The 16,758-nt window shown below is 33.2% G+C and carries 11 protein-coding genes and 1 pseudogene; 6 read left to right on the top strand and 6 right to left on the bottom strand.

What is annotated here, in order from left to right; all coding sequences use genetic code 11:
• The 3 genes from EKM05_RS03765 to corA all read right to left on the bottom strand — a co-directional run bounded on the left by EKM05_RS03765 (position 1) and on the right by corA (position 7,447).
• Positions 1-3,009: a SusC/RagA family TonB-linked outer membrane protein gene (locus tag EKM05_RS03765; protein WP_126553581.1), complete on the bottom strand. Its 3,009-nt coding sequence runs from the start codon at positions 3,007-3,009 to the stop codon at positions 1-3.
• 239 nt (positions 3,010-3,248) lie between these two features.
• Positions 3,249-5,993: a histidine kinase gene (locus tag EKM05_RS03760; protein ID WP_126553579.1), complete on the bottom strand. Its 2,745-nt coding sequence runs from the start codon at positions 5,991-5,993 to the stop codon at positions 3,249-3,251.
• Between the two features lie 383 nt (positions 5,994-6,376).
• Positions 6,377-7,447: a magnesium/cobalt transporter CorA gene (gene corA / locus EKM05_RS03755; protein WP_126553577.1), complete on the bottom strand. Its 1,071-nt coding sequence runs from the start codon at positions 7,445-7,447 to the stop codon at positions 6,377-6,379.
• Positions 7,448-7,777: 330 nt separating this feature from the next.
• Here corA and EKM05_RS03750 point away from each other — a divergent pair, with 330 nt between their 5' ends.
• Positions 7,778-10,339: a zinc-dependent metalloprotease gene (locus EKM05_RS03750; RefSeq protein WP_197037198.1), complete on the top strand. Its 2,562-nt coding sequence runs from the start codon at positions 7,778-7,780 to the stop codon at positions 10,337-10,339.
• Between the two features lie 172 nt (positions 10,340-10,511).
• On the opposite strand, the pseudogene EKM05_RS03745 reads toward EKM05_RS03750, so the two are convergent.
• Positions 10,512-10,714 (bottom strand): annotated as a pseudogene (locus EKM05_RS03745) (rhodopsin); the annotation flags it as partial.
• Positions 10,715-10,874: 160 nt separating this feature from the next.
• Here EKM05_RS03745 and EKM05_RS14790 point away from each other — a divergent pair.
• Positions 10,875-11,297: a Brp/Blh family beta-carotene 15,15'-dioxygenase gene (locus EKM05_RS14790; protein WP_126463003.1), complete on the top strand. Its 423-nt coding sequence runs from the start codon at positions 10,875-10,877 to the stop codon at positions 11,295-11,297.
• Positions 11,298-11,341: 44 nt separating this feature from the next.
• Here the strand turns inward: EKM05_RS14790 and dnaK are convergent, their stop codons facing one another.
• Positions 11,342-13,228, bottom strand: a complete 1,887-nt coding sequence (dnaK, locus tag EKM05_RS03735) for a molecular chaperone DnaK (protein ID WP_126452530.1) — start codon at positions 13,226-13,228, stop codon at positions 11,342-11,344.
• Positions 13,229-13,609: 381 nt separating this feature from the next.
• On the opposite strand from dnaK, the gene EKM05_RS03730 reads away from it, so the two are divergent.
• From EKM05_RS03730 to EKM05_RS03715, 4 genes are all read left to right on the top strand, one after another.
• Positions 13,610-13,786, top strand: coding sequence for a histone H1 (locus EKM05_RS03730; RefSeq protein ID WP_126452532.1), 177 nt, complete (start codon positions 13,610-13,612; stop codon positions 13,784-13,786).
• Positions 13,787-14,025: 239 nt separating this feature from the next.
• The gene (locus tag EKM05_RS03725; RefSeq protein ID WP_126463004.1) at positions 14,026-14,463 is read left to right on the top strand and encodes a thioesterase family protein; all 438 of its coding nucleotides are present in this window, start codon (positions 14,026-14,028) and stop codon (positions 14,461-14,463) included.
• Positions 14,464-14,644: 181 nt separating this feature from the next.
• On the top strand, positions 14,645-15,223 hold the full coding sequence (locus EKM05_RS03720) for a cytochrome b/b6 domain-containing protein (RefSeq protein ID WP_126553575.1): 579 nt from the start codon (positions 14,645-14,647) through the stop codon (positions 15,221-15,223).
• A 221-nt stretch (positions 15,224-15,444) separates the two neighbouring features.
• Positions 15,445-16,125: a haloacid dehalogenase type II gene (locus tag EKM05_RS03715; protein WP_126553573.1), complete on the top strand. Its 681-nt coding sequence runs from the start codon at positions 15,445-15,447 to the stop codon at positions 16,123-16,125.
• 127 nt (positions 16,126-16,252) lie between these two features.
• Here EKM05_RS03715 and EKM05_RS03710 read toward each other — a convergent pair whose 3' ends face one another.
• Complete coding sequence (locus EKM05_RS03710; RefSeq protein WP_126553571.1) at positions 16,253-16,738, bottom strand: hypothetical protein; 486 nt, start codon at positions 16,736-16,738, stop codon at positions 16,253-16,255.
• Positions 16,739-16,758: the final 20 nt, after the last annotated feature.

Here is a 16,758-nt window from a genome sequence, read left to right as displayed (position 1 = left end):
TTAAAATTTTAAATTAGCACCAATAACTACTGATCTTAATGTTGGATATGCATCCAACTCAATACCTTGCGTTCCATAAGGATCTCCATTACCATTTAATTCAGGGGAGAAACCTGAGAATTTTTGAGTAATAAGTGGATTTATTGCATTTACATATACTCTACAAGAAGTTAAAAATTCTCCTTTCAAAGGAATTTTGTATCCTAGAGTAATATTATTGATTCTAAAGAAATCCCCCGATTCTAAATAATAAGTTGACGCTACCGGAACTTGATTAAACGGTCCAGGATTTGAGGCAGTAGTATTGTTTACTGTCCAAAAATCTGTTGCCAGTGAATCTTCGATATTTTCTCCTGTAAAACGTTGTGCTTTTTTACCGTTATACACTTTTGCTCCAGAGGTACCGTATCCGTCCACTGAGAAATCAAAGTTTTTATAGTTCATCCCTAAAGTAACTCCGTATGTTGAATTAGGTAAAATAGAACCAACGTACTTTTTATCTGCATTAGCATTTAAAGCATCTTGAGTCACTTTGGCTCCTGCTGCAGTGTAGTATAACATTTTACCATTTGTAGCATCAAAACCCGCATATTCATAAATATAAAAACTACCCAATGGTTTTCCTACAGAAGTATTGTCTAATAGTTTTGTCCATTGTCCATTTCCTAAATCTCCACCTGTAATTGGGGCAAGTGTAGCATCTTTTAAACCTGTCAATTCATTTTTGTTGTTAGAAAAATTTCCTCCAACCCAGTAACTCAAATTATCCGTTAGTTTATCATCCCAACGCAAAGCAATCTCATATCCTTTATTAGAAACTTCTCCCACATGTGCCGGTGAAGAATTGCTGATTCCAGAAGTAATATAAGGTCTTGTGTTTAAAATTACATTTGTAGTCGTTTTATCGTACACATCAAATGATCCTTTCAATCTGTTAGTCAATAATTCAAAATCTAATCCTGCAGAAGTTTCTTCGGTGATTTCCCATGATAAACTTGGATCTACTTGTGAATTGATAGTAGTTCCTTCATTCAATAGGGAACCTCCTAAATAATAAGTAAGACCAGAACTATATGCTTGGTTGTTAAGAGGAACATTTTGGTTTCCTAATTTACCCCAACCACCTCTTAATTTCAATAAGTCTATTCCTGTTGCATTGGCCATAAATTCCTCTTTGGTAATAACCCATCCTAAACCAAAGGCTGGAAAGGTTCCCCAACGGTAATCTTTACCAAAATTTGATGAACCATCCCGTCTGATTGTACCTGAAAATAGGTATTTATCCATTAATTTGTATTGAAAACGACCAAAATAAGAAGCTATTTTATTTTCATTAAAAACCTCATCTCTGTAATTAACAACTGTTCCTACATAATCAACACCCGCTAGTGACCAGTAATTTGAATTTGCATTTACATTTTTTCTGGCAACAGTCAATTGCTCTCTAGCACCTCTAACCGAGGTCTCGATACCTGCTGTTAGTTCAACATCATGAATTTCTGCAAAAACTTTATTGTAAGTCAGGTAGTTAGACAGATTCCAATTGAAATATTGATTTCTACCTTTAGTCAATAAATTAATATTTTTATCCGCTGGATAAGTAATACTGCTTAATTGTCCCGGATTATTATTGGATTGCCAAATTGTTTTAGTGTCTTCGAAATTGTAATTTTTCCAAGAATAATATTCCCCGTTAAATTGAGAAGTAAATTTTAATGATTTCAAAATATCATAATCTAATTTCAAACCCCCTTGTAAGGTTATGCTTCTTTGCTCTTCATCAAAATAGTTTAATTGTGCTACAGGATTTCCTACGTTATTAAAAGAAGAACCGGCAGTCCCGGCAAAGCCGTTAGTACCAACATAAGAAACTCCATATTGACCATTTGAAAAACGAACTGGAACGATTGGTGATTGTTTGTAAGCGTTAGTAAAAGCGCTTAATGGTTTTGGAGTAGAATTTGCTGAACCAAAACTGAAATTTTGATTTAAAGTTACTTTTTTAGAAATTTTAATTTCATTATTGTTTCTAAAAGTGGTCCGACTGTAATCCAATCCGTTAAGAATTGCTTTTTCCTGATAATTTCCTAAACTGAAGAAGTATTTAATATTCTCCGTTGCACCAGAAACCGAAACGTTATTTTGAGTATATGAACCTGTTCTGGTAATCGCATCAAACCAATCGGTGTTAATGGGTTGATCTTGTGAAAAAGTAGTGGTTTGCAAAGCAGAATTCGAAAAATGAGAGTACTTATTACTTCCTGCCATTTTTACTTTTTTCAAAGGCTCTCTAAAACCTGTGAAGCTTTCAAATTCTACTGTAACTTTGTCTCCTTTGCCTTTTTTGGTTGTAATAATGATTACACCGTTTGCAGCTCTAGTTCCATAAATTGCTAATGCAGAAGCATCTTTTAAAATTTCGTATGAGGTAATGTCATTCGTATTAATGTTATTGATATTCTCCGTAGGCATACCATCTACAAGATATAAAGGAGTACGTCCGCCTAATGCAGTACCCAAACCCCTAATAATTACGGAAGGAGTGCTTCCCGGTAAATCAGAAGAAATTACCTGAACACCCGCTGCTTTACCTTGAATTGCTTGTGAAGCATTGAGTACTTTAGTTTTAGAAATTTCTTCTGCTTTCAGCGAAATTATTGAGGAAGTATTATCAATAATTTTTCGAGTTCCGTACCCTATAACAACGACTTCATCTAATTGTGTATCCTGATCTTCTTGAAGTACAATACGCATCAGGTTTGATGTAGCTACAGTAGAAGTTGGTTCAAAACCTAACATAGAAATTTGTAAAATTTCACCTATTACAGCTCTAATTTCAAAATTCCCATCAAAATCAGTAATTGCATTCGTTTTAGAATCAACTGCAACTATAATACCACCTGGAATTCCGATGCCATTTTTATCTGCTACTTTTCCCTTAATTACTTGTCCAGACATGTATGCCGGTAGTAAAATAAGTGCTAAAAAGCTAAAAATAATATTTCTCATATATTAATAATTTGTTAAAGTTAGTTGAGCCAAATTAGATAATTACAACGTTATAGTTAGTACAACAGAGTTACTACATAAATACATCAAAAAATAAAAGTAGCGAAACAAATCAATGATTGAAAGCTGTTAATAAGGAAAACGGGTATTGCAATAGATGTATATGATGTAGTAATGATGTATTGTGGTTTCTAAAAAAACAATACATTAAATATAGTATCTATAAAAATAGAAGGTATTTATATGTTTAACAAAAATTTAGAAAGGTTTTCTTCCTGATTAAGATTTAATTTTTTTCTTAGGCGATACCGTTGCAACTCAACTCCTCTAAATGAAATGTTCATCATTGGAGCAATTTCTTTAGAAGAAAGATTCATTTTTAAGTAAATACAAAGTTTAATATCCTTAGAGGTAAGGTTGGGATATTTCTTTGCTAGCTTGACAATAAATTCATTGTGAATCTGATTTAGGTTGTTCTCAAAAGTCTCCCATTCATGTTTATTCAAGGCATTTATTTTTATCACTTTTTTGATGTCACTTTTTAGTTTATTAAAGTCCGATTCAGAGTCTAAAATACCTTGAATCCGTTCTATCATTTCACTTTGCTTTGCTATAGAAAGAGACTTACCGGCAACCTCAGATGACTTTGTTTGCAATTCAAGTTCCAAAATGTGCTTTTCATATTCTTGAATATTCAACTTGTTTTGAGCTTTTAATTCCATTTCCAGAATTTTATTTTGATGTTTTAACTCCTCATCACGAAACTCTAATTTTTGAACATATCGTATTTTATTCCACTTATAATATAGATATAATATTGTGCTTATCACAATAAGATACAACGAGATCATCCAAAAAGAAAAATACCAAGGCTTAGCCACAATGAATTGAAAATTAGAAATTGTAGTATAATTCAGTCCATCATTCCCGTAAATAGTAACACTATGGTCGCCACTACTAAGGTTATTCAAAACAATCAATCCCTCCTTGATAGGTATAAAACGAGACGTGTTAGTGGTTTTATAAAATAAATTTGGCTTTGCCGCTCCAAATTTTCCAGATATTACATGTATCTTCAACTCTGAATTATAATTTATCCGCGATTTATTGTGAATCAAACTATCTTCACTAAAAGCTTCTATTTTTATATTCGTATTTTGTTTTTTTTCTTGTTTTAACTGAAGTGAAATAAAACCATCGTCAAGATTTAATAAATAACTTTCTTTATTTTTAAAAATTTTCAAATTGTCATTGATAATCTTTCCTGAGTAATATTTTTCCTGAATAACATTCCAGACAAATTTATTTGCATTGGCATAAATATGATACAAAAGACCACTCTGAAGTACTATAAAATGATTTTCGTCAATAGTGGCAATATTAGAAATATTTTTGAAATTAGAATTGAATAATTTATCTTTCTCGAGTTGATTCGTGATTGAATTATAGGTATACCAAGACTTATTTATCAGAAAAAGAATTTCGTTTCGGAATTCAAATATTTTCACGCCAAAATCATTACTAATTTTGCTGCGTTGGGTAACATTTTCAATCGCAGTAGTTTCATAGGCATCATTATACAGAATGCGGTACAAACCTCTGTTGTTATCGGCTGCCCATATTTCATTTTTCCTATTTTGAGCTACATATTTAATTGGTTTTACTAATCCTTTTATACTTTTCTTTTGATTCAAATCATCAATATCATTATAAATAATTACGCCGCTATATGTTGCTTGCAAATACGAATTATTGATACTGCTTTTTGCTACATTCCACCCCCCGTGTACAGCACTTAATTTATAGAACAATCCTTTCTCGTAAACAAAAGTGCCTTCGTTGTGACCAATCAGGTATTTGTTATTAATTTTACTGATATTCCATGCCTGCCCCTCAGTATTGGGAACTATAGAAAATTGATTACCTTCTAATTTAAAAATACCATGATTGGACGCCATCAGATAACCTTTGTCAATAGTAGCGACAGAATATACAGAGCCTAAAACGCCCGAGTTATCATAGAAAATAGATATTGGCGAATTGACCTCAACATGGGCAATTCCATTATCCAAGCCAAGCCATAAATCATTTTCTTTGTCCAACCCCATACTCAAAATCGAGTTGTTCATCAGGACATTATTTCTATTAATGTTTTTATAAGAATTGGTTTTTAAATCAAACAGATAAACCCCTTTACTGGCAGTTCCAATAACTAATTTATTGTTTTTTATAAACGCAGCTGCATTGATATTAGCCGTTTTCAAAATAGTGTTTAAAGGGTTTTTCCAAGTACTCAAAACGCCTTTATCATCAATGTAAACCCCATTTTTTTTAGTAAAAATATAGGTTTTGTTTTGGAACTTTCCTATAGCATGAATCACATTATTTTCTAATATAGACCATCTTTGAATTTTTTCAAAAGTGGAATTATTCATTTTATAGATTCCGTTTTCTACTGAAGCAACGAGCAACTGATCGTCTACTACGAAACAATAAGAAATCAAAAAAGAGAACTTTTCCTTCTTGATTACTTTTCCATCATACAGAAAAATCCCATTAAATGATTGAAAATAAATTTTTCCTTTGAACTTAAATATCTTCCAAATTTCTTCATTATCACTATCTTCGAAAACCTTCGTTTTATCAGAAAGTGAGACATACAACATCTTCCCTTTTTTTCTGTACCAATACCCAAATTCTTTATAAGAACCCGAATAAATCCTGTCACCATCTACCAGTATCGAACGGATAATCGTTTTGTTGGGCAGTGTGTATTTCTCCCATTTCACACCATCATATCGCAACAAATAATAATTATTAGCAAAGTACATTGCGTCATCATTTCCTTGGGCTACATTCCAAATCTGGTTGTCGCCTTTATAATCTGATTTGTTATAATTTTCCACAAAAGGAAGTAGCTCCTGAGCAAAAAGTTGGGATGAAATTAAAGATAAAAGGATTATTATTGTAATTTTTACTTTCAAAACGCGGCATTTTTATCTCCAAATATAGATAGATTTCTTAAATAAAAGGCATAAAAAAAGCGTCTGAATACAGACACTTTTTTGTGAACGGCGAATTTTCTTAATTCTTCAATAATTCAAATACCTGATTGGCCAATAACTGTTTCTATGTGATTGTCAATCCACCTTCTTAGAAATCCTCAACAATGGCCTGAAATAACCCCCTTTTGCAGTTTTACCAATCAATATGCTCATCAAGCCCAAAGTTATAATTTACTTCCCGCTATTTTGTTCCGTTGTTGCAATATAAATGGCTTTACTCATTTTTTGATATTTGTATTAATTCCAAAACAAATTGGAGGTCATATTGTTATTTAATATTTTTTTGTAATACCCTTTTTATATTAAAACCACTGGCGTTTTTTAAAATATATAATCATCCCTATTACGATCAAAAACATAGCTCCCATAACGGTATGATAGCCATATTGGTATTTAAGTTCCGGTAAATTTTCAAAATTCATTCCATACACACCTACAATAAATGTAAGCGGAATAAAGATTGCTGAAACAATAGTCAGTGTTTTCATAATCTCATTCATCTTATGTGTTTGTGCCGAGAAAAAAAAATTAGAGGCACTTTCTAATGACCCCATATCCGATTCTATTTGTTCTAAAAGTTCCAGGCTCTTTTGATGCAATCGTGCAAAAAAGCTAAAATTCTCTTTTTCTATCGCATTAAATACATTATCATCTTTGATGCTCTTTATATTGTACAAAGAATCTCGAAGCGGAACTATAGAGCGCTTCAAAAAATTGAAATTATCCCTGTGTTTTTCAATTTTTTCTAAGATAATTGGGTTGGTACTTTGTTTTGAAAGGTTGATGAGTTCCTCTACTTTATCTTCTTCGTTTTCTATGGTGATGTAAAAATTTTCCATAATGGCATCTAAAAGAATGCACAACAAGTAATCCGTTCTTTTGCTTCTTACAATGCCGGAATGCGTCCGAAGACGTTCGCGAATATGCGTAAAAAAGTCACTACGCTTTTCCTGAAAGGAAATTAAGATCCCATCTTTGATCAAAAAACTAATCTGCTCTACACTTATATTATCAGAATTTCCTGTCGGAAGTAATGATTTTATATTAAAAAACAAAACATCTGACAATTCTTCAACTTTAGTTCTTCGTGTAGTATTTAAAATATCAGCTAAAATGAAGGTATCTATTTTGAAATAATTCCCAATAGATTTTATGTATTCAATATTACTTAGACCGTGTAGATTAAGCCAATTATTTTTTTGCAGATCAATATATTTATCAAAATCCGAAACTTTAAAATCATCATACTCTGACAGCATTAAATCATCAAAAACAAACAATTGTATTTCCGATTTATAGTCCTTATGAATCCCGGTATATTCTAAATTGTTGGGTTGTAGTTTTCTACTTTTCTTATATTTAATTTTTCTCATACAGCGTCATTTGTATCGTAATATTACGAAAATATTTTAAAAAAAAATCACTCCTCACTACTTTTACAGCTGCTGAAAAGGAAAAAAATATTTTTGATTTATTCATTATAAAACAAAGATAAGGCGAAAAAACACATCCATTCATGAGAAAAAACATATTGTGATATTAAAAAATCTTATTATTTAATAAATGTTAATTATTCGATTTTTGTACATTATTGGTCTGTTTTTAAAAATATATCAATAGATTTGGATTTCGATTGTAAAAAAGAAAAAAAAACTACTTATTTACAAAAGCTAATCCTTAACCTTTATAAAACATTTAACTAAATGCTAAAAAAAAAACTAACCCTAATTATTGTATGTCTGCTGTTTTTTTCCGTCCAGGGAACATTTGCCCAAAGTAAGAAAAAGAAAAAAGCAGATAAAAATGCCGTTACAGCAGTTGACACCAAAGTAGCTGATGCCAAAAAAGAACCTAAACCCTATAAAAAAGTAATTGATACTAGTGCCGTTACTCAAAAAGGATTAATTGATGTTCATAAAATAGACAATAAGTATCTTTTTGAAATTCCTGATTCTCTATTAGGGAGTGAAATGATGACCATAACCCGATATTCTAAGACTCCTGCCGGAGGAGGAATTTTTGGCGGAGAAGAAATCAACAGACAAGTCGTTCGTTGGGAAAAAGGACTGAACAACAATATATTGTTGAGATCAATCACTTATGTCATTATGTCTCCAGATGAAGACAAACCAATGGCTAAAGCAGTTAAAAACTCCACTTCGGATCCAATTATTGGTAATTATGATGTACTTGCATACAAAAAAGATGATTCCGGAAAAATAACGGGCTATGTTGTCGATTTATCTACAACATTCGATGCTGATGTTCAAACTTTTTCATTAGATCCAATTAAGAAACAATTATTAAACATTCAAACATTTCAAAAAGACAAATCATTTATTTCAAAAATAAGTAGTTTTCCTATCAATACTGAAATAAGAAGTGTAAAAACATTTACCACTACACCACCAAAAATCAATACAACACCAACGCCAAAAATTGGAGTTGATTTACCTTCGGCTCTAGATGCTGGTGTACTCACTGTGGAAATAAATACATCCATGATTTTATTGCCAAAAACTCCCATGCGCAAAAGAGAATTTGATGCACGTGTAGGATATTTTGCCAATCAATACGGTGTTTTTGAGGAAGAATCCCAAAAGTCCGACACCAAAGTATTTGCTGTCAGATGGCGTTTAGAACCTAAATCTGCCGAAGATGCTCAAAAACAAAAAAATGGAGAATTGATAGAGCCTTTGAAACCTATTGTATATTACATTGACCCGGCTACACCAGAAAAATGGAAAAAATTCATCAAACAAGGAATTGATGATTGGCAAATTGCCTTTGAAAATGCAGGTTGGAAAAATGCCATTCGTGGAGAATATTGGCCAGAGAACGATCCAACTATGAGTTTAGAAGATGCTCGTTTTTCTGTATTGAGATATTTCGCTGCTGAAATTCAAAACGCGTATGGACCAAATGTTCATGATCCAAGAAGTGGTGAGATTCTGGAGAGCCACATTGGTTGGTACCACAATATCATGAGTCTTTTGAGAAATTGGTATTTGATTCAAACTGCGGCTGTAGATCCGGCGGCTAGAGCTAAGAAATTTGACGATAAATTAATGGGAGAACTCATTCGTTTCGTGTCTTCGCATGAAGTAGGACATACATTAGGCTTGCGCCACAATATGGGAGCCAGCTCTGCCACTCCTGTTGAAAAACTAAGAGATAAAGACTACCAAGAGCAAAACGGACATACTTCATCTATAATGGATTATGCGCGTTTTAATTATGTTGCACAACCAGAAGATGGTGTGACTAGTTTATTTCCTAGAATTGGAGACTATGACAAATGGGCTATTAAGTGGGGATACTCTTACTTTGAAGACACGAAAACGGAAGCAGAAGAGAAAGCTTTTTTGAATGAAATGACTAAGGAAGCCTACAAGAACCGTCGTTTATGGTTTGGGTCTGAAACCAGTCCCTATGATCCAAGATATCAAACGGAAGATATTGGTGACAATGCTATGAGAGCCTCTGAATATGGTATTAAAAATCTAAAAAGAATTTTACCCAATTTACTAGAATGGTCTAAAGAAGATGGTGAAAGTTATACTGAACTGGACGAACTTTATGGCGCACTTACCGGTCAGTTTAGAAGGTATATGGGTCATGTAACTAAAAATGTAGGTGGAATATATGATAGTCCAAAAACGTATGACATGACTGGCAATCAATTTGAAGTAGTACCAAAAAGCATCCAGAAAGATGCTGTAGCATTCTTGAATACCCAGTTATTCACCACGCCAAAATGGTTGTTGAATCAAGATATTCTTTCAAAAATTAACCCGGAAAATGGTGTCGAAGCAATCAAAGGAATGCAGGATGCCACCTTAAACAGCTTATTAGCCGGAGACCGAATGGTACGCCTTTTAGAAACCTCCTCGGTGAGTAAAGACAACTATTCTGTAGATGAATTAATAACCGATTTGAACAAAGGAATTTTCTCTGAACTGAAAAATAAAAATTCTATTGACATCTACCGCAGAAACATCCAAAAATTGTATGTAGACAAGATGATTGAATTACTAAAACCAGGTACGGCAAGCGTTAGATCTGTTCCGGTAGGAGTTACTTATGGTTTCACCACCAGAAAAGTCAATCTGGCGCAAACGGATTTACCATCTATTGCTAGAGGTCAACTGAATAGTTTAAAAAATGAATTGAAATTATCTACTTCTAGAATGTCAGATCGAATGAGCAAATACCATGTTCTCGATTTAATTTCCAGAATAGGAGAAGCTTTAGATCCTAAATAATAAATTAAAAAGGGAAAATGTTCAAACAACATTTTCCCTTTTTTTGTTAAATGTGACTTTAATGTAATGTATCTTGTAGAAACGCACGGCAGTACGTCTATACGTGATAAATAACAATAATGATAGAATTAAATACCCGACTTATTTAAAAAATAGGTCGGGTTTTTTGTTTCATGTATCCTAATGGATATATTGACCAGCCTACAAGTACAAACCAGCACAATATTCTGTGTGCTTTTTGAATTTCTCCACCTGTAGCAACAGCTAATTTTGAAGCTTTTCCTAACCTGATTTCATACACAATTCAAAATAAGCAAGTCCGAAAATGAAGTCCCATAGCGCTACACAATCGGTAAATACAACCTCGCCAAAGTACTATTCCAATTCTCTTATGGATTCTTTATTTTAGTGTTGCTGTTTACTTTTCACTCTGAGGAGGTACAAAACATTATATTAAACATCACAAAAATCAGTATTCCTATTCTATACATTTGGCTATCCTTACAGATTTCAGGTGCCTTATTTATAGCTATCAGTGTTTATTTGTATTGGAAATCAAAAAAAACGCCTAGAACTCTTTTATTTAGTACTATTTGCTATCCTTTTTAAATTCTCGAGTCTGATCTGGGGTTTTGCCATTTATTTTGTCTTGTGGCACAGTATTCCTTCTATAATTAACCAAATAAAGTTTTCAAATGGTTCTTGTTTCGTAAGCAATTTTATTGCATATTGCCCTGTAGCAGGCGTTTATTGGTTGGTTTCACTAGTAGAAATGGCACTTTTGTATTTTACATTTAAAGAAGAACAACTATTCAATACTTTATTTTTTTCTTTTTTGGCTGCCATAACATTTCCTCATACTTTAGTTATTACAAGAATATTTCGTGGTAAAAAGGAGAATAAAATTAAAATCAATGTCCATAAAAAAACCGTTCACCAAAGGCGAACGGTTTTCTAAATCAATAATAGAGACGCAATAAATCGCGTCTCTACGAGAAATAATTATTTTACTTCTTCAAATTCAACGTCTTCAACATTGTCACCTTGAGCTGCTTCACCTTCTGGTTTAGATGCTGCTTGACCTTGTTCTCCTTCAGCATACATTGCTTCAGTTGCTTTTTTCCATGCCGCATTGATGTTGTCAAGAGCCGTTTGAATTGCAGGAATATCTTGAGATTGGTGCGCCATTCTCAATTCAGTCAATGCGTATTCTACAGCTACTTTATTATCATCAGATAATTTAGCACCAAGTTCTTTCAATTGCGTTTCAGTTTGAAAAATCATTCCATCTGCTTCGTTCAATTTTTCAGCTCTTGATCTAGCGATTTTGTCAGATTCTGCGTTAGCTTCAGCATCTTGTTTCATTCTTTCGATTTCTTCAGATGTTAATCCAGAAGAAGCTTCGATACGAATATCGTGAGATTTTCCTGTTCCTTTGTCCGTTGCAGAAACTTTGATGATACCATTAGCATCAATATCAAAAGTCACTTCAATTTGTGGAACCCCTCTCGGTGCTGGTGGAATACCGTCTAAGTTAAAACGACCAATTGTTTTGTTATCAGCAGCCATAGCTCTTGCCCCTTGAAGAACGTGTAGTTCAACTGTTGGTTGAGAATCTGCTGCTGTAGAGAAAACTTGAGATTTTTTAGTTGGGATAGTTGTATTAGACTCAATAAGAGTTGTCATAACACCACCCATAGTTTCGATACCTAAAGACAAAGGTGTAACGTCAAGTAACAATACATCTTTTACATCTCCAGAAAGAACTCCACCTTGAATAGCTGCTCCAATGGCAACAACTTCATCAGGGTTAACTCCTTTAGACGCTTTTTTACCAAAGAATTTTTCAACCTCTTCAGCAATTCTTGGCATACGAGTAGAACCTCCTACAAGAATCACTTCGTCAATATCAGAAACAGATAAACCTGCATCTTTTAGCGCTTTAGCCACTGGTGCCATAGAACGTTTTACTAATGAATCAGTCAATTGCTCAAATTTAGCTCTTGTCAATTTTTTCACTAAGTGTTTTGGTCCTGAAGCTGTAGCGGTTACGTAAGGCAAGTTGATTTCAGTTTCAGCAGAAGAAGACAATTCAATTTTTGCTTTCTCCGCAGCTTCTTTCAAACGTTGTAATGACATTGGGTCAAGACGTAAGTCAATCCCTTCTTCCGTTAAGAAATCAGCAGCTAACCAGTCAATAATTTCGTGGTCAAAATCGTCTCCACCTAAGTGAGTATCTCCATTTGTAGACAATACTTCAAAAACTCCGTCTCCTAATTCAAGAACCGAAATATCAAAAGTACCACCACCTAAATCGTAAACAGCAATTTTTTGATCTTTACCTTTTTTATCCAAACCGTAAGCAAGAGCTGCAGCTGTAGGTTCGTTGATGATACGCATTACTTTAAGACCTGCAATTTCACCCGCTTCTTTCGTAGCTTGACGTTGTGCATCATTAAAGTAAGCAGGAACAGTAATAACTGCTTCAGTAACAGTTTGACCTAAATAGTCTTCTGCTGTTTTTTTCATTTTTTGAAGTGTCATTGCTGACAATTCTTGTGCAGAGTATAAACGGCCATCAATATCCACACGTGGTGTATTGTTGTCTCCTTTTACTACTTTGTACGAAACTCTTTTTGCTTCAGCTGTAATTTCGCCGAAAGAATGTCCCATGAAACGTTTGATAGAAGCAATAGTCTTAGTTGGATTAGTTACCGCTTGTCTTTTAGCAGGATCTCCTACTTTAATCTCTCCACCTTCAACAAAAGCGATGATAGATGGTGTTGTTCTTTTTCCTTCTGCATTAGGAATAACAACAGCTTCATTACCTTCCATTACAGAAACACAAGAGTTGGTCGTACCTAAATCAATTCCGATTATTTTACCCATTTTAAATATATTTAATTTTATTGTATACTAGTTTTAATGACTCGAAGTCGATAAGTCAATCTTTGTGCCAATACAAAATGGACTAATGAATTGTCAGTTTATGTTAAAATTGGCGTAAAAAAATCTGACAATATGACATCACAGAGAAGTTGTCATTATAACCGAAGTTGTCATTCTTGATCTCAGGAATACTGAGATCTCACTTCTTATTTATTGAATAATTAAAAAAAGCGAACGTAATTTTATTCAGTATTTATAAAAAAGGATATTTCTGACACATACAATAAAATAATGGTTTTCTAATGTTAATTTAAAACTCAAAACATCCCAATCTAAAAATCAAAATTCTATTTTAGCGCCTTAATTTAATACAGTACTATTATGAAAGATTTAGTTGCAAAAATCAACGCTGAATTCGAAACATTCAAAACAGAATCTGAGTCACTAACTGAGAAAGGTGTCAAAGCTGCTGGACCAAGAGCTCGTAAATCAACTTTGGAACTAGAAAAACTATTAAAAGAGTTTAGAAAAGTTTCTGTAGAAGAATCAAAAAAATAAATTACGCAGCAAGCATCAGCCCTTTGGATTTTCTGAAGGGCTTTTTTATTTAATAGAATTCTTTATAAATTAGGCTTCGCTATTCAATATTTTTAGTAGTGCTAAAAATATACTCCAACAAATGGATCTAATTTATAATTTCATTAGCTTCCTACTTGCTTTTTGTCGTACTTTTGAGTTTCAAAAAAACACAGTACTTCCTTGGTATCAAATCTTGGAAACATCTATAAAAAAAAACAATGACTTCATTTAGTAAAGAATTATCTTTTCGCTGGTCAGATCTTGACCCTAATTTTCATGTACGGCACAGTGCCTATTATGACTTTGGCGCACAACATCGTATCGAAATTCTGGAAAGTCTTGGTTTGACCATTAAGGTGATGCAGTTGCAAGGCTTTGGCCCTATTCTTTTTAGGGAAGAATGTGTTTTTAGAAAAGAAATAAAGCTTTCTGACAAAATTTTTTTGCGCACCAAAACTTCAAAAGTAAATGCGGATGCTTCCCGTTGGTCCATTGTGCATGAGTTTATAAATGAGGACAACAAATTATGTGCAACTATAACAGTTGATGGCGCTTGGATGGATCTCAAACTTCGCAAACTAGCCTCTCCTACTCCAGAAATTGCGATTGAAGCCTTGAGTATTTTTCCTAAAAGTGATCATTTTACAGCACTTTAAAGAAAGAACGATTTATTGGCTGGTAAAAATAGGATAGTATCGTTGCTGTTTTTCTAAAACCATTCTTCATCGCCTTTCATTATATCCGTGTACTCTGAATTAATTTAAACTAAATTCTTTCTGAAATTGTATCGCAATTAAAACTGACTCCTAAACCATAACAACCCAATTCTGATAAATCATGAAATCCAGAAATTACTCCACCATTTACCGAATCATGCACTGGTCAATAGCCATTTGCATGACGCTAATGCTTATTACTATATTTCTTAGAATGACCTGGATGAACAAAAATAATGTCGCACTGATCATGCAAGACTATCTTTCAACCACAGATCAATCCCTATCCCAGGATCAGCTTATTTTGCTTGCTAAAAAAATAAGAAAACCCATGTGGGATTGGCACATATATATTGGTTATGCGTTAGTAGGGCTGTACAGCATCCGATTGGCGCTTCCCTTTTTTGGACAGATGAAATTCTCCAATCCCTTTTCCAAAGGATTAGCATTTAAAGAAAAAATTCACTATTGGACGTATTTAGTTTTTTATGCTTGCGTGGCAATTTCACTAATCACCGGTTTAATCATTGTTTTGGGTCCAGAAAACAGAAAGGAATCAATGGAAGATATACATGTCCTATCCATTTATTATTTATTGACCTTCATCGTAATTCACTTGGCGAGTATTTTCTTTTCTGAATTCACGAACCAACAAGGATTGATTTCTAGAATCATAAGTGGTTCAAAAAAGAAGAACTAAAACAAAAGATCTCTCAAAGAAATACTTAAAAATAGTATTTTAAAATCAATTTGTTACTTCCTTTTGTCTAATTTTAAAACATGCCATTACACAATGATTGTTACTTACTATTGATCAGATAGAACCCGACAAAAAAATATAATTTCGATTAAAAAGTGATCCATTTGGTTTCTTTTATTATCGAACAAAATGAAAGCCCATATAAAACTAAATTAAAAATTATGACAGCACCAAAAGTAGTATTCTTTGATGTAAATGAAACCTTATTGGATTTAGGAGCCATAAAAAAAAGTATTGGTCAAGCCTTAGGAAATCGAGAAGATTTAACTGCCCTTTGGTTTACTACCATGTTGCACTATTCTTTAGTAACAACAGTTGGTGGTCAGTATACAGATTTTGGTACTATTGGAGCTGCTACTTTAAGAATGGTAGCTGCGAATCAAGGTATTCTTTTAACAGAAGCGGAAGCTAAAGTAGCCGTAAGCAGTATAACCTCTTTACCACCTCATCCCGAAGTAAAAGAAGCGTTAGCAGCATTAAGAAATGCTGGTTATACATTAGTTGCCTTAACAAATTCATCAACCAAAGGCGTTGAAACTCAATTTAAAAATGCGGGCTTAACGGCATTTTTTGATCAAATTTTAAGTGTTGAAGAAGTAGGCAAATACAAACCAGATACTGCTGTGTATAATTGGGCAGCGCAAAAAATGGGAGTTAAACCCAACGAATGTTTGATGGTTGCAGCTCATGGTTGGGATATTGCAGGTGCAATTTGGGCAGGTTGGAGAGGTGCCTTTACGGCACGTCCCGGACAACAATTGTATCCTTTGGCACCATTACCTGAAATAAACGAAACAGATCTTCTAAAAATTGCCGAAAAACTTATATCCTTACAAAAATAACATAACATAACATAACATAAGTATCTCTTTACCACTTTGATTAAGAGATACTTATATTATTTAAATCTTGTTTGCAGGAATTGCCCTTTTGATATTTTAAGAAATACTTTTTAGGCTGTTGAATTAATTATTTTTCACCAACACAATCAACACTTATAAATTTATATTTCACATTATCAAAATCTATAGGTACTCCTTTCACAAAATAAGAAGCTCCTAAATAAGTTTCGATTTTTCCATTACCTAAAATGAGTTCGTTCCCTTTCTTTAACATTGCCAATGGATTTTTATACGTTATTTTATCATAAGTTCCTTGAATAAACGAGTAGTCAGCAAATAATGTATCGCCTCGGAATTCGCCGTTGATTTTTCCAGTTTTTTTGGGCATGTTAAAAATCTTCATCACCATGTTTCCTGTAATTTTTCCGTTTTGCAAAGTGCTGATTTCTAAATCAATGGTATCTTTTTCAAACAAAGCTTTATAACACTGAACGTTTATTGGCTTTTCAGCTTGGGTTCGGGCAGCATCTGTAGCGTTCAGATTTTGATTTTTTTTACAACTTTTGAACCCAAAGCAAGCTAACAGTAAACAAAAAAGGATTAGATTTTTCATGTAAGTAAATATTTAGTTAA

Origin of the sequence: Flavobacterium sp. GSP27, from assembly GCF_003970395.1 — a bacterium.
In the GTDB taxonomy this organism is placed as follows: Bacteria; Bacteroidota; Bacteroidia; order Flavobacteriales; family Flavobacteriaceae; genus Flavobacterium.
This window is presented reverse-complemented; position numbering and strand designations above follow the sequence as displayed.